At 71.4% G+C, this 17,270-nt stretch carries 13 protein-coding genes; 7 read left to right on the top strand and 6 right to left on the bottom strand.

Annotated elements, in window-relative coordinates:
• The first annotated feature begins 89 nt into the window (after positions 1-89).
• From ACFKCF_RS42265 to ACFKCF_RS42250, 4 genes are read left to right on the top strand one after another with little or no spacing between them, the layout of a single operon-like run.
• The gene (locus ACFKCF_RS42265; RefSeq protein WP_394500980.1) at positions 90-1,115 is read left to right on the top strand and encodes a LacI family DNA-binding transcriptional regulator; all 1,026 of its coding nucleotides are present in this window, start codon (positions 90-92) and stop codon (positions 1,113-1,115) included.
• Entirely contained in the window at positions 1,112-3,133 is a 2,022-nt protein-coding gene (locus ACFKCF_RS42260) for a beta-galactosidase (protein ID WP_394500979.1), read from the top strand. Before ACFKCF_RS42265 ends, ACFKCF_RS42260 begins: the two co-directional genes overlap by 4 nt.
• Positions 3,130-5,409, top strand: coding sequence for an alpha-xylosidase (yicI, locus tag ACFKCF_RS42255; protein WP_394500978.1), 2,280 nt, complete (start codon positions 3,130-3,132; stop codon positions 5,407-5,409). The genes ACFKCF_RS42260 and yicI overlap by 4 nt, the downstream gene beginning before the upstream one ends.
• Before the next feature lie 8 nt (positions 5,410-5,417).
• Positions 5,418-6,803, top strand: coding sequence for a GH1 family beta-glucosidase (locus tag ACFKCF_RS42250; RefSeq protein WP_394500977.1), 1,386 nt, complete (start codon positions 5,418-5,420; stop codon positions 6,801-6,803).
• 13 nt (positions 6,804-6,816) lie between these two features.
• Here ACFKCF_RS42250 and ACFKCF_RS42245 read toward each other — a convergent pair whose 3' ends face one another.
• Together ACFKCF_RS42245 and ACFKCF_RS42240 are read right to left on the bottom strand one after the other, a co-directional pair.
• Positions 6,817-7,647 carry an SAM-dependent methyltransferase gene (locus tag ACFKCF_RS42245; protein WP_394500976.1) on the bottom strand — a complete coding sequence of 277 codons (831 nt, stop codon included), beginning with the start codon at positions 7,645-7,647 and terminating at the stop codon, positions 6,817-6,819.
• A gap of 142 nt (positions 7,648-7,789) precedes the next feature.
• Positions 7,790-8,437 carry a nitroreductase family protein gene (locus tag ACFKCF_RS42240; protein WP_394500975.1) on the bottom strand — a complete coding sequence of 216 codons (648 nt, stop codon included), beginning with the start codon at positions 8,435-8,437 and terminating at the stop codon, positions 7,790-7,792.
• A 62-nt stretch (positions 8,438-8,499) separates the two neighbouring features.
• Here ACFKCF_RS42240 and ACFKCF_RS42235 point away from each other — a divergent pair, with 62 nt between their 5' ends.
• Positions 8,500-9,906 (top strand): APC family permease, encoded by a 1,407-nt coding sequence (locus ACFKCF_RS42235; protein ID WP_394500974.1) that lies wholly within the window; start codon positions 8,500-8,502, stop codon positions 9,904-9,906.
• Positions 9,907-9,939: 33 nt separating this feature from the next.
• Here ACFKCF_RS42235 and ACFKCF_RS42230 read toward each other — a convergent pair whose 3' ends face one another.
• Genes ACFKCF_RS42230 through ACFKCF_RS42215 form a run of 4 tightly spaced genes read right to left on the bottom strand, consistent with a single transcriptional unit; the run spans position 9,940 to position 13,986 of the window.
• Entirely contained in the window at positions 9,940-10,935 is a 996-nt protein-coding gene (locus ACFKCF_RS42230) for a LacI family DNA-binding transcriptional regulator (RefSeq protein WP_394500973.1), read from the bottom strand.
• Complete coding sequence (locus tag ACFKCF_RS42225; protein WP_394500972.1) at positions 10,932-11,789, bottom strand: carbohydrate ABC transporter permease; 858 nt, start codon at positions 11,787-11,789, stop codon at positions 10,932-10,934. The genes ACFKCF_RS42230 and ACFKCF_RS42225 overlap by 4 nt, the downstream gene beginning before the upstream one ends.
• Positions 11,789-12,673 (bottom strand): carbohydrate ABC transporter permease, encoded by an 885-nt coding sequence (locus ACFKCF_RS42220; protein ID WP_394500971.1) that lies wholly within the window; start codon positions 12,671-12,673, stop codon positions 11,789-11,791. Before ACFKCF_RS42220 ends, ACFKCF_RS42225 begins: the two co-directional genes overlap by 1 nt.
• Positions 12,670-13,986: an ABC transporter substrate-binding protein gene (locus ACFKCF_RS42215; protein ID WP_394500970.1), complete on the bottom strand. Its 1,317-nt coding sequence runs from the start codon at positions 13,984-13,986 to the stop codon at positions 12,670-12,672. Before ACFKCF_RS42215 ends, ACFKCF_RS42220 begins: the two co-directional genes overlap by 4 nt.
• 178 nt (positions 13,987-14,164) lie before the next feature.
• Here ACFKCF_RS42215 and ACFKCF_RS42210 point away from each other — a divergent pair, with 178 nt between their 5' ends.
• Together ACFKCF_RS42210 and ACFKCF_RS42205 are read left to right on the top strand one after the other, a co-directional pair.
• A complete protein-coding gene (locus tag ACFKCF_RS42210; protein ID WP_394500969.1) occupies positions 14,165-16,144 on the top strand; it encodes a beta-galactosidase in 1,980 nt (659 codons plus the stop codon).
• A gap of 10 nt (positions 16,145-16,154) precedes the next feature.
• Positions 16,155-17,252, top strand: coding sequence for an arabinogalactan endo-beta-1,4-galactanase (locus ACFKCF_RS42205; RefSeq protein ID WP_394500968.1), 1,098 nt, complete (start codon positions 16,155-16,157; stop codon positions 17,250-17,252).
• The last annotated feature ends 18 nt before the right edge of the window (positions 17,253-17,270 follow it).

Genomic DNA, 17,270 nt, shown 5'->3' with positions numbered 1-17,270 from the left:
TTAGGACGCCCGATTCCACCCCATTGACAGCCCCGCAAACCGCGTCCTACGTTGTGCGAAACGTTTCGACCCGAGCGGATCGGCAGGGGATGTCTTCGATACGTGACGTGGCCGAGCGGGCGCGGGTCGCGGTGAGCACCGTGTCCGCCGCGCTCAACGGCACCCGCCCGGTGGCGGCGGCCACCCGGCAGCGGATCGAGCAGGCGGCGGCCGAGCTGGGATACCGCCCGAGCCTGCTGGCCCGGGGCCTGCAGAGCAAGCGCACCCGCATCCTGGCGCTGCTGTATCCCACCCCGAGCAGCGGTTTCGGGCTGACCGAGATGCAGTTCGCCACCGGCGCCGCCGAGGCTGCCCGCGAGCTGGGCTACCACCTGCTGCTCTCCCCCGAGCACGCCGACCCGGTCGAGGAGCTGCGCCACATCACCGGGCTGGGGCTGGTGGACGGCGTGCTGCTGATGGAGGTCGGGCTGGACGACGAGCGCACGGAGTTCCTCCTGGAGGCGGGCGTCCCGTTCAGCATGATCGGGCGGACCCGCGACCCGGGCTCCATCGACTACGCCGACATCGACTTCGCGGCCACGGCCACGGCCGCCGTGGCGCACGTGGCCGGGCTCGGGCACCGCAAGCTGGCCTTCTTCAACCTCTCGGCCGACCGGCACGCGGCGCGCTACGGCCCCGCGATCCGCGCCGGGGCGGAGTTCGCCGAGGCCGCCCGCGCGGCCGGGATCGGCTACGTCGACGACTTCCGGCCCGGCTCGGCCGACGAGGGCGGGCAGGCGTTCGAGCGGCTGGTCGCCGCGCATCCCGACGTGACGGCGCTGGCGGTGATGGACGACCACGCGGCGGTCGGGGTGATCGCGGCCCTGGCGGCACGCGGCTGGCGGATCCCCGAGGACCTGACGCTGCTGCTGGTGCTGTCGTCGGCGCGGGTCGCCGAGATGTTCCACCCCAGGCTCACCACGATGGCGCCGCCGAGCGCCGAGCTGGGCGGCCTGGGCGCCCGCATGCTCATCGACCGGCTGGAGGGCGACGGCCCGCCCGCGCAGCGGCTGCTGCCCTGCCGCCTCGTGGTCGGCGACAGCTCCGCACCACCCCCCGAAGGAGTCAGATCATGACGCTCGGCATGCACACCCTCACCGCCGGGCGCGGGCTGCTGTTCGGCGGCGACTACAACCCCGAGCAGTGGCCGGAGCACGTGTGGGCCGAGGACGCCGAGCTGATGCGGGCCGCCGGGGTCAACCTCGTCACGGTCGGCGTCTTCAGCTGGGCGCGCATCGAGCCCGAGCCGGGCAAGCGGGACTTCGCCTGGCTGGACCGGGTGCTCGACCTCATGGGTGAGGCGGGGATCGCGGTGGACCTGGCCACCCCCACCGCCTCGCCGCCCCCGTGGCTGGGGCACCGCTGGCCGGAGACCCTGCCGGTCGACGAGGCCGGGCACCGCCTGTGGTACGGCTCGCGCAACCAGTTCTGCCCGTCGTCCCCCGTCTACCGGGAGCGGGCGCTGGCGATCGTGAACGACCTCGCCGACCGCTACGCGGGGCACCCGGCCCTGGCGCTGTGGCACGTCGGCAACGAGTACGGCCAGGTCTGCCACTGCGACGACTCCGCCGAGGCGTTCCGCGCCTGGCTGCGGGAGCGCTACGGCGACCTGGGCACGCTCAACGAGGCGTGGGGCACCACGTTCTGGAGCCAGCGCTACAGCGACTGGGCCGAGATCCTCACCCCGCGCCGCGCCCCCTACATCATCAATCCCTCGCAGCAGCTCGATTTCTGGCGCTTCTGCTCCGACGCACTGCTCGCCCACTTCCGCGCCGAACGCGACCTCCTCCGCGCCAAGACCCCGGACATCCCGGTCACCACCAACTTCATGGGCCTGTTCAAGCCGGTCGACTCCTGGTCGTGGGCGGAGGAGGAGGACATCGTCTCCAACGACCACTACCCCGACCCGTCGGACCCGCTCGCGCCCGCCCGCACGGCCCTCACGCACGACCTCATGCGCGGCCTGGCCGGGGGCAGGCCGTGGCTGCTGATGGAGCAGGCCACCGGCGCGGTCAACTGGCGCCCGCACAACCCGCCCAAACCACCCGGCCGGCTCAGGCTGGAGTCGCTGCAGGCGGTCGCCCGCGGCGCGGACGGGCTGTGCTACTTCCAGTGGCGGGCCTCCCGGTTCGGCGCCGAGCGCTTCCACTCCGCGATGGTCCCGCACGCGGGACCGGACACCCGCCTGCACGCCGAGGTCCGCGCGCACGGCCGCGAGCTGCGCGAACTGGCCTCCGTGGCGGGCCGGCCGGTGCCCGCGCGCGTGGCGATGGTGTTCGACTGGGCGAGCTGGTGGGCGCTGGAGGAGCGCGGCCGGCCGAGCGACCGCCTCAACGCGACCGACCAGCTCTTCGCCTACTACCTGCCGTTCTGGGAGCGCGGCGTGACCGTCGACCTGGTGCCCCCGTCGGCCGACCTGCGGGGCTACGCCCTGGTCGTGATCCCGAACCTGTTTCTCCTCGGCGACGAGGACGCCGCGGCCGTGACCGCCTACGTGCGCGGCGGCGGGGTCCTGGTCGTGGGCCCGTTCACGGGAATCGTGGACGAGCGGGCGCACGTGCGTACCGGACGGTTCCCCGCGCCGCTGCGCGAGGTGCTCGGCGCGTCCGGCGAGGAGTGGCGGCCCGTGGAGGGCCCGGTGCGCTGCCGCTGGGACACCGGGGCGGAGTTCACCGCGCACGCCTGGACCGAGCTGGTCGCCGCGGAGGGCGCCGAGACGGTGGCCGCGTTCGCCGAGGGGTCCGCCGGCGGGGTCGCCGTCGGGTCCGCCGAGCACGGGCCCGCGGTGCTGCGGCACCGGGCCGGGCAGGGCGTCGCCTGGTACGTGGCGACGATGCCCGAGCCGGACGCGCTCGGCGAGCTGGCCGCGCGGGCGCTGGCCGACGCGGGCGTGACGGGCGTCCTGCCGGACCTGCCGCCCGGGGTCGAGGCGGTACGCCGCGGCGACGTGCTGTTCCTGCTCAACCACGGCACGGGGACGGCGCGCGTGGCGCTCCCCCACCCGGCCACCGACCTGCTGACCGGATCCGCCGCGGACGGCGAGATCACGCTGGCTCCCCAGGCGGTCGCGGCCCTCGTTCAAGGAGCGGCATGAAGTTCAAGGACGGCTACTGGCGGCTGCGTCCCGGCGTGCGGGCCGACTACGCCGCGGCGGCGCACGACGTGACCGCCGAGGCCGGCTCGCTGCGGATCCTGGCCCCGGCCAGGCCCATCACCCACCGGGGATACACGATCGACGGGCCGGTGCTGCGGGTGGACCTGTCGTCCCCGATGCCGGACGTGATCCGCGTCCGTACGGTGCACTTCGCCGGATCCGTCCCCGGCGCCCCGGTCTTCGAGGTGCGCGACGACGCCCCGGACGTGGACCTCGCCGTGGACGCCGAGCAGGCCGTCCTGACCAGCGGCGCGCTCACCGTACGGGTGCGCAGGGACGCCCCGTGGGAGATGACCTTCAGCGCCGGCGGGCGCGAGCTGACCCGCAGCGCCGGCAAGAGCCTGGGCGCCATGCGCGACCCCGGCGACCGGCACTTCATGGTCGAGCAGCTCGGCCTCGCCGCCGGGGAGCTCGTGTACGGGCTGGGCGAGCGCTTCGGCCCCCTGGTGCGCAACGGTCAGTCCGTCGACATCTGGAACGAGGACGGCGGCACCAGCAGCGACGTGGCCTACAAGAACATCCCCTTCTACCTGACCAACCGCGGCTACGGCGTGTTCGTCAACCATCCCGGCCGGGTGTCGTTCGAGGTCGGCTCGGAGTCGGTGTCGCGGGTCCAGTTCAGCGCCGAGGGCCACGACCTGGAGTACCTCGTCATCCACGGGCCGACGCCCAAGGACATCCTGCGCCGCTACACGGCGCTGACCGGCCGCCCGGCGCTGCCGCCCGCCTGGTCGTTCGGGCTGTGGCTGTCCACGTCGTTCACCACCGACTACGACGAGGCGACGGTGGCCTCGTTCGTGGACGGGATGGCCGAGCGGGACGTGCCGCTCAGCGTGTTCCACTTCGACTGCTTCTGGATGCGGCGCTACCGGTGGTGCGACTTCGAGTGGGACCCGGAGGTCTTCCCCGACCCCGAGGGCATGATCCGGCGGCTCAAGGAGCGCGGGCTGCGCGTCTGCCTGTGGATCAACCCGTACATCGGGCAGGCGTCGGCGCTGTTCGACGAGGGGGCCACCGCCGGTCACCTGCTGCGGCGGCCGGACGGGACCGTCTGGCAGGACGACCACTGGCAGGCGGGCCGGGCGCTGGTGGACTTCACCTCCCCGGCGGCCAGGGAGTGGTACGCGGGCAAGCTGCGCGGGCTGCTCGACATGGGGGTGGACGCGTTCAAGACCGACTTCGGCGAGCGCATCCCGACCGACGTCGCCTACGCCGACGGCGCCGACCCCGAGCGCATGCACAACTACTACACCCTGCTCTACAACGAGACCGTGCACCGGGTGCTGGCCGAGCGGGGCGCGCCCGTGCTGTTCGCCCGCTCGGCCACGGTGGGCGGGCAGCGGCTGCCGGTGCACTGGGGCGGCGACTGCGAGTCGACGTTCGAGGCGATGGCCGAGTCGCTGCGCGGCGGGCTGTCCCTGGGGCTGGCCGGGTTCGGGTTCTGGAGCCACGACATCGGCGGGTTCGAGGGGCGGCCCGATCCGGCCGTGTTCAAGCGGTGGGTGGCGTTCGGGCTGCTGTCGTCGCACAGCCGGCTGCACGGCAGCAGCTCGTACCGGGTGCCGTGGCTGTTCGACGAGGAGTCGGTCGACGTGCTGCGCTCGTTCACGCGGCTGAAGGCGCGGCTGATGCCCTACCTGTACGGCGCCGCCGTCGAGGCCGCGGCCGAGGGGCTGCCGATGATGCGGGCCATGCAGCTGGAGTTCCCCGGGGACCGGGGCTGCGACCATCTGGACGCCCAGTACATGCTCGGGCCCGACCTGCTGGTGGCGCCGGTCATGTCCGCCGATGGCGACATTTCGTACTACGTCCCGGGGGGAACCTGGACCCGGCTGCTGGACGGCGAGACCGTCAGCGGCCCGGGGTGGCGGACCGAACGGCACGGGTTCGGCAGCCTGCCGCTGCTCGTGCGGCCCGGCGCGGTGCTGGCGACGGGCGCCCGCGAGGACCGGCCCGACTACGACTACGCCGACGGCGTCACCCTGAACGCCTACCACCTGGCCGACGGCGCCCGCCGTACCGTCACCGTGCCCTCCCCCGACGGCGGCGCCGGCGCCGTGTTCGAGGTCTCCCGCACCGGTGACCGCGTCAGCGCCCGGCGCGTGGCGGGCGCGCCCGTCCGCTGGAGCCTGCGGCTCCACGGCGGACCCCAGACTTCGGACGGCCCGCGGGTCACCGCGGAGCCCGGCACCGACGACATCGAGATCACCCTGTGAGGAGCAGCATGACCGCCTTCCCCGAGAACTTCCTGTGGGGCACCGCCACCGCCGCCTACCAGGTCGAGGGCGCCTGGAACGAGGACGGCCGCGGCCCGTCGATCTGGGACACCTTCTCCCACACCCCCGGGCTGGTGGCGAACGGCGACACCGGTGACGTGGCCTGCGACCACTACCACCGGCTGGAGGAGGACCTGGACATCCTCTCCGGCCTGGGCGTGGGCGCCTACCGGTTCTCGATCTCCTGGCCGCGCGTGCAGCCGGGCGGCCGGGCCAACCAGCCGGGCCTGGACTTCTACTCGCGGCTGGTGGACGGGCTGCTCGCCCGCGGCATCGCCCCCGTCGCCACCCTCTACCACTGGGACCTGCCGCAGGAGCTGGAGGACGCGGGCGGCTGGCCCAACCGTGACACCGCCTACCGCTTCGCCGAGTACGCCGACCTCATGGGCCGCACGCTCGGCGACCGCGTCCGCGCCTGGATCACCCTGAACGAGCCGTGGTGCTCGGCCTACCTCGGCTACGCCTCCGGCGTGCACGCCCCCGCCCGGACCGAGCCCGCCGCCGCCCTGGCCGCCGTCCACCATCTGAACCTGGGCCACGGCCTGGCCGTCCAGGCGCTGCGCGCGGTCGCCGACCCGGCCGCCCAGATGTCGGTCACGCTCAACCTGCACCACGTGCGCGGCGTGTCCGAGCGGGACGCCGACGCCGTACGCCGCGTGGACGCGCTGGCCAACCGGGCCTTCCTCGGCCCCATGCTGGAGGGCGCCTACCCGCGCGACCTCCTCGCGGACACCGCCGCCGTGACCGACTGGTCGTTCGTGCGCGACGGCGACGAGGCCACCGCGTGCCAGCCGCTGGACGTGCTCGGGGTCAACTACTACAACCCGACGCTGGTCCGCCAGTGGGACGGATCCTCCGAGCGGGCGACCGCCGACGGGCACCAGGACGGGGCCGCGTCTCCGTGGATCGCCTGCGACGACGTCGAGTTCGTGCCCCAGCCCGGCCCGTACACCGAGATGGGCTGGAACATCGACGAGACCGGCCTGACCGAGCTGCTGCTGCGGCTGCACCGCGACTACCCGTCCCTGCCCATGATGATCACCGAGAACGGCGCGGCCTTCGCCGACGTCGTCGACCCCGACGGCCGGATCCGGGACGAGCAGCGCGTCGACTACCTGCACCGTCACCTGTCCGCGGTGGCCGAGGCGATCTCGGCGGGGGCCGACGTACGCGGCTACTTCGTGTGGTCGCTGATGGACAACTTCGAGTGGGCGCACGGGTACGCCAAGCGGTTCGGCATCGTGCGCGTGGACCCGGACACGCGCGAGCGCACCTGGAAGGACAGCGCCCACTGGTACCGCGACGTGGTCGCCACCGGCAAGCTGCCCGCCTAAGGTTTGCGGGCCGCTAGGGCTTGCGGGCCACGCCTCCGACGAAGGTGTGGTACGTGATGCCCGGCGTGGCGCGGTCGTCGGGGCCCGGGCGCCACTCGGGCAGCGGCACCAGGCCGGGCTCCAGCAGGTCGAGACCGTCGAAGTAGGCGAGGATCTCCTCGCGGGTGCGCCACCGGCCGGTGCCGAGGTGCTCGTTGAAGATCCGCTCCGCCTCGTACGCCTGCTTCGACACCTCGGGGCGTGCCTCGCCCGGGTTGTGGAAGTGCGAGATCACCACGTGGCTGCCCGGGGCGAGCGGCCCGATGAGCGCGGCCGCGACGCCGGCCGGGTCCTCGTGGTCGCCCAGGTGGTGCAGAATCCCGAACATCAGCAGCCCCACCGGCTCGCTGAAGTCGATCAGCGAGCGCGTCTTCTGGTCGTCGAGGATCTTCCCCGGCTCGCGGGCGTCGGCCTCGACGATCGTGGTGCTGGCGTCCACGGCGAGCAGGGCGCGGCCGTGGACGAGCACGATCGGGTCGTGGTCCACGTAGACGACCCGCGACTGCGGCGCCACCGCCTGGGCGATCTCGTGGACGTTGCCCTGCGTCGGCAGGCCCGAGCCGATGTCCAGGAACTGGCGGATGCCCGCCTCGGCCGCCAGGAAGTGGACCGTGCGCCGCAGGAACTCCCGGTTGGCCTTGGCCGCCTCGGGCGCGTCGGGCGCGACCTTGAGAGCGGCCGCCGCCACCTGGCGGTCGATCTCGTAATTGTCCTTGCCGCCGAGCATGTAGTCATAGACACGGGAGACACTGGGCTTGCTGGTGTCGATCCCGCGAGGCGCGCGCTCCTGCTCGCTCTCGGGCACTGTCGGCTCCTTGGTCGGATGGGTGGAGCCATGATCCTAATTGGCAAGCCCTGATTTATGCCGATATTTCGTGACGCAACAGGCGAGCGGCTTCGGCCATCGCCCGCATCGATGCCCTCCAGGGCGGTGGCCTGCTGTGCGCCTACCAGCGATCGACGTGAAGCACTTCGTCGAGCGGCTGCCGCTTGGCGGGGGCGAACGTCTCGCCGAGATGGTGGGCGGTCGGGATGAGCACGCCCTGGCGGACGTCGCCGGGGATGCCGAGCAGCTCGGCGATCTCGCTCTCGTACGCCAGGTGCAGCGTCGTCCACGCCGTGCCCAGCCCGCGGGCGCGGGCGGCCAGCATGTAGCTCCAGGCGGCGGGCAGGAGTGACCCCCACAGCCCCGCCTGGTTCCCCGGGGGCAGCCCGCCGCCCGGCAGCGTGATGCACCCGATGACCAGCACCGGCACGTCCCCCATGTGCTCGGCCAGGTACATCGAGCTCTCGCCCACCCGCCGCTGCTGCGCCGCCCGGACCGGGTCGTCCTGGAACAGCGCCCGCGCGGAGGAGCCGGACTCGAAGTACGCCTGGTGCGAGCGCTCGTAGTAGCTCCCGATCGCCCTGCGCAGCTCGGGATCGGTCACCACCAGCCAGTGCCACCCCTGCCGGTTGCCGCCGCTGGGCGCCTGGAGCGCGACCTCGAGGCACTCGCGCACGAGCTCCAGCGGAACGGGGCGGGTGAGGTCGAGACGCTTGCGCACGCTGCGCGTGGTGGTGAGCAGCTCGTCCGGGCTCAGTTCGATCGTCATACGGCCATCATGTCCCCCACGATCACGGTTTCCTCAAGGCTCGCAGCGAGAAGGACTATCGCATGTCCCAAATCACACCCCCCAGTCCGACCGAGGAGAGCAGCGGCGGCGGCGAGCCGAGTCTGAAGCAGGTGATGGGCCCGGGCCTGTTGCTGCTGTTCATCGTCGGCGACATTCTCGGCACCGGGATCTACGCGCTGACCGGCGAGATCGCCGGCGAGGTGGGTGGCGCCGCCTGGCTGCCGTTCGCCGTCGCCTTCGCGGTCGCGTTGATCACAGCGTGCTCGTACCTGGAGCTGGTGACGAAATACCCGCAGGCCGCGGGAGCCGCGCTGTACGTGCACAAGGCCTTCGGCAAACACCTCCTGACCTTCCTGGTGTGCTTCGCGGTGATGTGCTCCGGCATCACCTCCGCCTCGGCCGCGTCTCGCGCCTTCGCCGCCAACCTCGCCACCGGCTTCGGCCTCGACGTCGGCAACGGCGTCATCCTGCTGATCGCGCTGGCGTTCATGCTCCTGGTCCTGGCCGTCAACCTCCGCGGCGTCGGCGAGAGCGTCAAGATCAACGTGCTGCTCACCGCGGTCGAGCTCTCGGGTCTCCTGATCGTCATCCTGGTCAGCCTGTACTTCATCCTCGGCGGGAACGCCGACTTCTCCCGCGTCGTCACCTTCGAGACCGCCTCCGACAAGAGCGTGTTCCTGGCTGTCAGCACGGCCACGTCGCTGGCCTTCTTCGCCATGGTCGGGTTCGAGGACTCGGTCAACATGGCGGAAGAGACCAAGAATCCGGCCCGGATCTTCCCTCGCATGATGTTCACCGGGCTCGGGATCACCGGGTTGATCTACGTGCTCGTGTCCATCTGCGCCGTCGCCGTGGTCCCCGTCGGACAGCTCTCCGACAGCGAGACCCCGCTCGCGACGGTGGTACAGACGGCGGCTCCCGGCTTCCCGATCTCCGATCTGCTGCCGTTCATCTCGATGTTCGCGGTGGCGAACTCCGCGTTGATCAACATGCTGATGGCCAGCCGGCTGCTTTACGGCATGGGCAAGCAGGGCGTGCTGCCGTCCTTCCTGGCCAAGGTGCACCCGGGGCGGCGCACCCCGCAGGCGGCGATCGTGTTCACCACCGTGATCGCCCTCGGGCTGATCACGTTCGTCTCGCTGAGTCCCGACAGCCCGGTCGTGTCGTTGCTGGGCGGGACGACCTCGCTGCTCCTGCTGGCGGTCTTCGCGCTGGTCAACGTGTCCGTTCTCGTCCTGCGCAGGGAAAGCGCGGCGACCGAGCACTTCAGCGCGGGGCGCGTCCTGCCGGTGGTGGGCGTGGTCACGTGCGTGTACCTGGTCCTGCCGTGGTCCTCCGGGCGTCCCTCCGGCCAGTACGAGATCGCGGGCGTGCTGCTCGCGCTGGGCCTGATCCTCTGGGTGCTCACCTGGTACGCCCGCAGGAAGGAGAACGCGGACGCCGGCTGACCGGACTGATCCGGCGAGCGCCCGCCCGCCGGGTCAGGCCGACTCGCGGATCACCAGCTCCGTGGGCAGTATCACCGGGTCCACGTGCTCGGCGCCGTCGATCAGCGCGAGCAGCAGGCGTACCGTCTCCTGCGCCACCTCCGCCAGCGGCTGGCGGATCGTGGTCAGCGGCGGGTGCGTCGAGAGGGCCACCGACGAGTCGTCGAAGCCGCCCACCGCCACGTCGTCCGGCACCCGGCGGCCCGCCGCCCGCAGGGCGGCCAGGGCGCCGGCGGCCATCAGGTCGGAGGCCACGAAGACGGCGTCGATGTCGGGCGTGCGGGCCAGCAGCTCGGTCATCGCCCGCTCGCCGCTCGCCTGCGTCCAGTCGCCGTGCGCGATCAGCTTCTTCGTCGCCTTGCGGCCCAGCACGTCGGCGAAGCCCTCCAGGCGCTGGATGCCGCCGGGGGTGTCCATCGGGCCGGTGATCATGGCGATGCGCCTGCGGCCCTGGTTCACGAAGTATTCGGTCATCTGGCGGCCGCCCAGGCGCTCGTTGGCGGCCGCGTACGGGATGACGCCCTCGCTGCCGATGACGGCGCCGCAGGAGACCGCGGGCGGCCCCGGCCGCAGCGCGTCGATGAACGGGTCGCCGGCGTGCGTGGAGAGCAGCAGCACCCCGTCGGCGTGGCCGCCGCGGACGTAGCGGACCACCCGCTCGCGGTCGCCCTCGTCGCCCGCCAGCATCATCACCAGCGACAGGTCCCGCTCGGCGAGCATCCTGATGGCGACCCGGATGGTCGTGCTGTAGTTGGGATCCTCGAACAGCTTCTCGTGCGGCTCCGACAGCACCATCACGATCGACCCGGTGCGCTGGGTGACGAGGCTGCGCGCGGCCCGGTTGACGACGTAGCCGGTCTCGGAGATGGCGCGCTCGATCGCCACGCGTGCCGCCGGGCTGACGTACTTGTCCCCGTTGAGCAACCGGGACACCGTGCCGCGGGACACGCCCGCGGCGGCGGCGACGTCATGGATCGTAGGGCGCTTCATTTCACGGCTCCGGAGGACAGATCGGTCTTCCAGTATCGCTGCATCGTGAGGAAGAGCGCGATCAAGGGAACGAGTGACAGGAAGGCCCCGGTGAGGATCAGGTTGTAGAGCGAGGGCTGGTTCGCCCCCGACTGCAGCAGCGTGAACAGGCCCACCGTGAGCGGGAACTTGCCGTCGTCGCCGAGCATGATGAACGGCAGCAGGAAGTTGTTCCAGATGGCCACGAACTGGAACAGGAAGATCGTCACCATGCCCGGCACCATCAGCGGCAGGGCCACCCGGTGCATCAGCCGCCACTCGGTGGCCCCGTCGATCCGTCCCGCCTCCAGCAGCGAGTCGGGGATGGCCGCCGCGGCGTAGATGCGGGCCAGGTAGATGCTGTACGGGTGCAGGATCTGCGGCAGCAGGACGGCCCAGTAGGTGTCGGCCAGCCCGACCTTGGAGAACAGCAGGTACTGCGGGATAGCCAGCACCACCGCCGGCACGAGGATGCCGCCGATGAGCAGGTTGAAGATGAGGTTGCGGCCGGGGAAGCGGAACTTCGCCAGCGCGTACCCCGAGATCGCCGAGACCGCGGTCGACAGCAGCGCGCCGCCGCCCGCGTACAGCAGCGTGTTGGCCGCCCACAGCCAGAACACCCCGTCCCGGTAGGCGAACAGCTGGGTCACGTTGTCGGCGAAGCCCGTACCGAAGGCCAGCGTCGAGGTGGTGAACAGCTCGCCCGGCGACTTGGTCGCCGCGATCAGCACCCAGAGCACCGGGAACAGGCAGTAGATCGCGCCGAGCAGGAGCAGCCCCGTCGGGGCCACCCCCCACGGCCTGCGCGCGAGCGTCGCGCGGTGTGTCGTGGCCATCAGCCCTCCCCGAAGGCGCGGTTGCGGACCACGCGCAGGAACCCGAACGACAGGACGAGCGAGATCGCCGCGATGACGATCGAGGTGGCGGCGGCCGAGTACAGGTCGCCGGTGACGAACGCGTCGCGGTAGACCTTCATGAGCGGGCTCCACGTGGAGCTGATCGTGTTGGTCAGCGGCCGCAGCGTGGTGGGCTCGGTGAACACCTGGATGGTCGCGATGATCGAGAAGACCGTGGTCAGGATGATCGCCGGGGCGAGGATCGGGATCTTCACCCGCAGGGCGATCTGGAGCTCGGACGCGCCGTCCAGCCGCGCGGCCTCGTACAGGTCGCGCGGGATCGCCCGCAGCGTGGTGTAGAGCACGAGCATGTTGAAGCCGGTCCCGCCCCACACCGCCACGTTCGCCATGGAGTACGTGACGGTGCTCGCGCCGAGGAAGTCGATGTCCAGGACGTCCCTGATGGGGCTGAGCGAGGGCAGGTAGAGGAAGCCCCACAGCAGCGTGGCGGCCACGCCCGGCACCGCGTACGGCAGGAAGATCGCGATCCGCGAGAACCGGGCCAGCCGCACCCGCGCCGAGTCCAGCAGCAGCGCGAACAGCAGGGCCAGCCCCAGCATCACGACCAGCACCAGCGCGCCGTAGCCGAGCACGCGCAGCCAGCCGTGCCACAGCTCGGGGTCGGACAGGGCCGCGGAGAAGTTGTCGAACCCGACGAAGATCTCCTTCCGCGCGCCCTTGCCCAGCCCGAGCCCGGACACCTTGGTACGGCGCGTCGCCAGCCAGACGGTGTACCCGATGGGCACCGCGAGGAAGAGCGTGAACAGCACGATCGCGGGCGTCAGGAAGAGGTACGGCCACGCCCCCCTCTCGGACTTCTTCATGAGGCGATCTGGAATCCGGACTTGCGCATGTCGGCGACGGTGGCGTCCTGCATGCCCTGGATCGCGGCGGAGAACGATGACTTGTTCTGCACGGCCTTGTCGAAGTTGTCCTTGAAGGCGTTGTACGTCACGCCGACGTTCGGGCCGAAGGTGAAGCCGCGGGCGACGGCGGAGACGGCGGCGGCCTGCTGCCAGAAGTCGGGCTGGTTGGAGAAGTAGTCGGGGGCCTGGCCGAGCGAGGACTGGGCCTTGGTGGCGGCCGGGTAGATGGCGGCCTCCTTGACCAGCAGGTCCAGGGCGGCGGGGTCGGTGTTCATCCAGGTGGCGAACTGGGCGGCGGCGGCCTTGTTCGGCGTCTTGGCGGACACGGCCGTGGACGAGCCGCCCCAGAAGCCGCTGAAGTTCTCGCCCGCGCTCCACTGCGGCAGCGGCGCGGCGGCCCACTTGCCCTTGGCCTTGGGCGCGTTGCTCGCCAGCACGCCCGGCGCCCACACCGCCGACGGCCAGGTCAGCAGCTTGCCGTCGTTGAGCGCCTTGTTCCACTCGGGGGTGAAGTACGGCATGCCGTCGATGACGCCCTCCTTGACCAGGCCGCCCCAGTAGTCGGCGACCTTCTTGGTGGGCTCGTCGGCGATGTTGACCTTCCAGGACTCGCCGCTGATCGACCACCACTGGGCCCCGGCCTGCTGGGCCAGGCCCGTGAACGCTCCCGGATCCTTGCTGGAGAACGTGCCGAGGTAGGCCTTCGGATCCTTCTCGTGCACGGTGCGCGCGGCGTCGGCGTACTCCTGCCAGGTCTTCGGGACCGCGATGCCGTACTTGTCGAACAGGTCCTTGCGGTAGAAGAGCATCATCGGCCCGCTGTCCTGCGGGATCCCGTACACGCCCTCCGTGCCGAGCGTGACCAGGCCCCACAGGCCCTCGGCGAACTCGCCCTTGATCGAGGCGGTCTCGGCCTTGAGGTCGGCCACCGCGTCGGCGGCGACGAACGAGGGAAGGTGCTGGTACTCGGCCTGGACCAGGTCCGGCGGGTTGCCGGCCTTGGCCGCGGTGAGGAACTTGGCCGCCGCGTCGTCACCGCCCGCCTGCTTGCTGACCGTGACCTGGACGTCCGGGTGGGCCTGGTTCCAGACGGCGACGATCTTGTCCATGTTGGGGGCCCAGGTCCAGTACGTCAGCTTGACCGGTCCCTTGGCGGCGGCCGTGGGGCTCTGCGCCGCCTCGGTGCTTTGGGCGGGTTCGCTGGACCCGCAGCTCGCGAGAGTGGCCGTGAGCACGACGGCCAGGGCGGCTCCGAGGCGGTTGGCGCGCATGCGTACCTCCAGAAGGTTCTGTGAACGTGCACAGAGTGAAACAGCCGCGAAACGCGCGTCAAGGGGTCGTTATGTTCTCGTTAATCAGCCATTATCGGGATAAGTCGGGGCGGCTTCCCTGGAAGACCGGGTTGGCGCTACTGTGCACGTTCACAGAAGAGCTTCTCTAGGGGGATGGATGTATCCGGAGCGTCCTGCCGGCATCGCCTTTGGCGGCGACTACAACCCGGAGCAGTGGCCACGCGAGATCCTGGAGGAGGACGTGGCCCTGATGCGCGAGGCCGGGGTCAACCTGGTCAGCCTGGGCCTGTTCTCGTGGGCGCTGATGGAGCCCGCGGAGGGGCGCTACGAGTTCGGCTGGCTGGACGAGATCGTCGACCGGCTGCACGAGGCGGGGGTCGCGGTCGACCTGGCCACGCCGACCGCCGCCCCGCCCGCCTGGTTCATCCGGAAATATTCTGATGTGCTGCCGGTGACCAGGGAGGGGACGCGGATCGGGTTCGGCGGCCGGCAGAGCGCCTGCTCCAGCGCCCCGGCCTTCCGCGAGGCGACCGCGCGGCTGGTGCGCGCGCTGGGCGAGCACTACCGCGGGCATCCGGCCGTGGTCATGTGGCACGTGCACAACGAGTACGGGGCGCCGCTCGGCGAGTGCTACTGCGAGCACAGCGTGGCGGCCTGGCGCGTCTGGCTGAAAGCCACGTATCGCGATATTTCCGCATTGAACGACGCCTGGGGTGCCACGTTCTGGGGCCAGACGTACACCGACTGGGCGGAGATCGACGCCCCCCGGTTCAACCACACGGTCGTCAACCCGGCCCAGCGCCTCGACTACGCCCGTTTCAGCGACGGCCAGCACCGCGAGCACTACGCGCTCCAGCGCGACATCCTGCGCGAGCTCACCCCGGGCATCCCCGTGACCACGAACTTCGCCGGCACCGTCAACTGCAAGTCCACCGACCTGTGGCAGTGGGCCCGCGAGCTGGACGTGGTCGCCAACGACCACTACCTCCAGGCCGAACGGCCGGACAACCACATCGACCTGGCCATGTCGGCCGACCTCGCCCGCTCGGTGGCGGGCGGCGCGCCGTGGATGCTCATGGAGCACTCGGCGGGGGCGGTCAACTGGCAGCCGCGCAACATCGCCAAGCGCCCTGGCGAGATGCGCCGCAACAGCCTGGCGCACGTGGCCCGCGGCTCGGACAGCGTGCTGTTCTTCCAGTTCAGGGCGTCGCGGTTCGGGGCCGAGAAGTTCCACTCGGGGATGGTGCCGCACGCGGGGACCGGCTCCGAGCAGTGGCGCGAGGTGGTGCGGCTGGGCGCCGACCTGCGCCGGCTGGCCGATCTGCGGGGCAGCCGGGTGCGGGCCGAGGTGGCGATCGTCTGGGACTGGGAGTCGTACTGGGCGCTGGAGCTGGACTGGCGGCCGTCGGTGGACCTGACGTTCAGGGAGCGGATGGACGCCTTCTACGAGGCGCTGTGGCGGGAGCACGTCACGGTGGACTTCGTCCACCCTTCAGCCGATATTTCGGGATATCGGGTGGTGGTGGCGCCCAGCTCGTACCTGCTGACGGAGGCGTCCGCCAAGAACCTCCACCGGTACGTCGAAGGGGGCGGCAACCTGCTCGTCTCCTACTTCTCCGGCATCGTGGACGAGCACGACACCATCCACCCGGGCGCCCACCCCGGCGCGCTGCGCGAGCTCCTTGGCCTGTCGATCGAGGAGTTCCACCCGCTGCGCGAGCACGAGACGGTGACGCTGGCGGGCGGCGACACCGCCCGGATCTGGTCCGAGCGGGTCCACCCGGCGGGCGCGGTCGCCGTACGGGAGTTCGCCACCGGGCCCGACGCGGGGCACCCCGCCGTCACCCGCCACGACCTGGGCGCGGGCTGCGCCTGGTACCTCGCCACCGCACCCGTGACGGGCCTGCGCGGGCTGCTCGCGCAGGTGCTCGACCACGCGGACGTGTCCCGGCCGCGCGGCCTCCCCGACACCCTCGAACTCGTACGCCGGGGCGGCCACGTCTTCCTGATCAACCACGGCGACCAGAGCGTGACGGTCGAGGGGGTGACCGGGACCAGCGTGTTCGACGGCGTACGGCACGAAGGATCGGTCACCGTCGCGCCCGGCGCGGTCACGGTCATCGCCCCCACCCCCTAGGGAGATCTCGATGAAACGCATCCTGACCACGCTCCTGTTAGTGCTCGCGTCCCTGACCGTCGCGCACCCGGCCCAGGCGGGGGTGCTGCGGATCAGGGGCGCGGACGTCTCCAGCCTCGCCAAGTCGGAGGCGTACGGCGGCGTCTACCGCGACGCCCGCGGCCGCAGGGGCGACGCGCTGCGCATCCTGTCGGACGCCGGGCTCAACTACATCCGGCTCAAGGTCTGGGTGAACCCGGCCGACGGCTACAACACCAAGGCGCAGATCCTCACGGTCGCCAAGCGGGCCAAGGCGCAGGGCATGAAGCTGCTGGTGGACTTCCACTACTCCGACACCTGGGCGGACCCGGGCAAGCAGTTCAAGCCCGCCGCGTGGGAGTCGCTCACGCTCGACCAGCTCGCGCAGGCCGTGTACGACCACACGTACGACGTGCTCGCCGCCCTGCGCCGCCAGGGCACCACGGCGGACATGGTGCAGGTGGGCAACGAGATCAACGGCGGCCTGCTCTGGCCGGACGGCTCCAACTCCGGCTGGCCGAACACCGCCCGCCTGCTGAACGCCGGGTACGACGCGGTCAAGCGGGTCTCGCGCTCGACCGAGGTCGTGCTGCACCTGGCGAACGGGGGCGACAACGGGCTGTACCGGTGGTGGTTCGACAACGCCGCCACCTACGGCATCCGCTACGACGTGATCGGGCTGTCGTACTACCCGTACTGGCACGGGACCCTGGAGACGTTCCAGGCCAACCTCAACGACGTGGCCACCCGTTACGGGCGGCCGGTGGTCGTGGTGGAGACGGCGTACCCGTTCACGACGGAGGACGACGACGGCTGGCCGAACATCATCGTCTCGGCGGAGCCGTACCCCGGTTACCGGGCGACCCCGCAGGGCCAGGCCGCGATGCTGGCCAAGGTCGCCGACATCGTCCGCCAGGTCCCCGACGGGCTCGGCCTCGGCCTGTTCACCTGGGAGGCGACCTGGACCGGCGTCAAGGGCAACGGCTGGGACCCGGCGGACCCGTCGTCGGGCAACGGCTGGGAGAACCAGGCCCTGTTCGACTACTCCGACCGCGCCCTGCCCGCCATGCGCGTCCTCGGCCACTCCTGATCTCCCGCACGCGCCCCT

The sequence above is a fragment of the Nonomuraea sp. JJY05 genome (genome assembly GCF_043496855.1).
Taxonomy (GTDB): domain Bacteria; phylum Actinomycetota; class Actinomycetes; order Streptosporangiales; family Streptosporangiaceae; genus Nonomuraea.
This window is presented reverse-complemented; position numbering and strand designations above follow the sequence as displayed.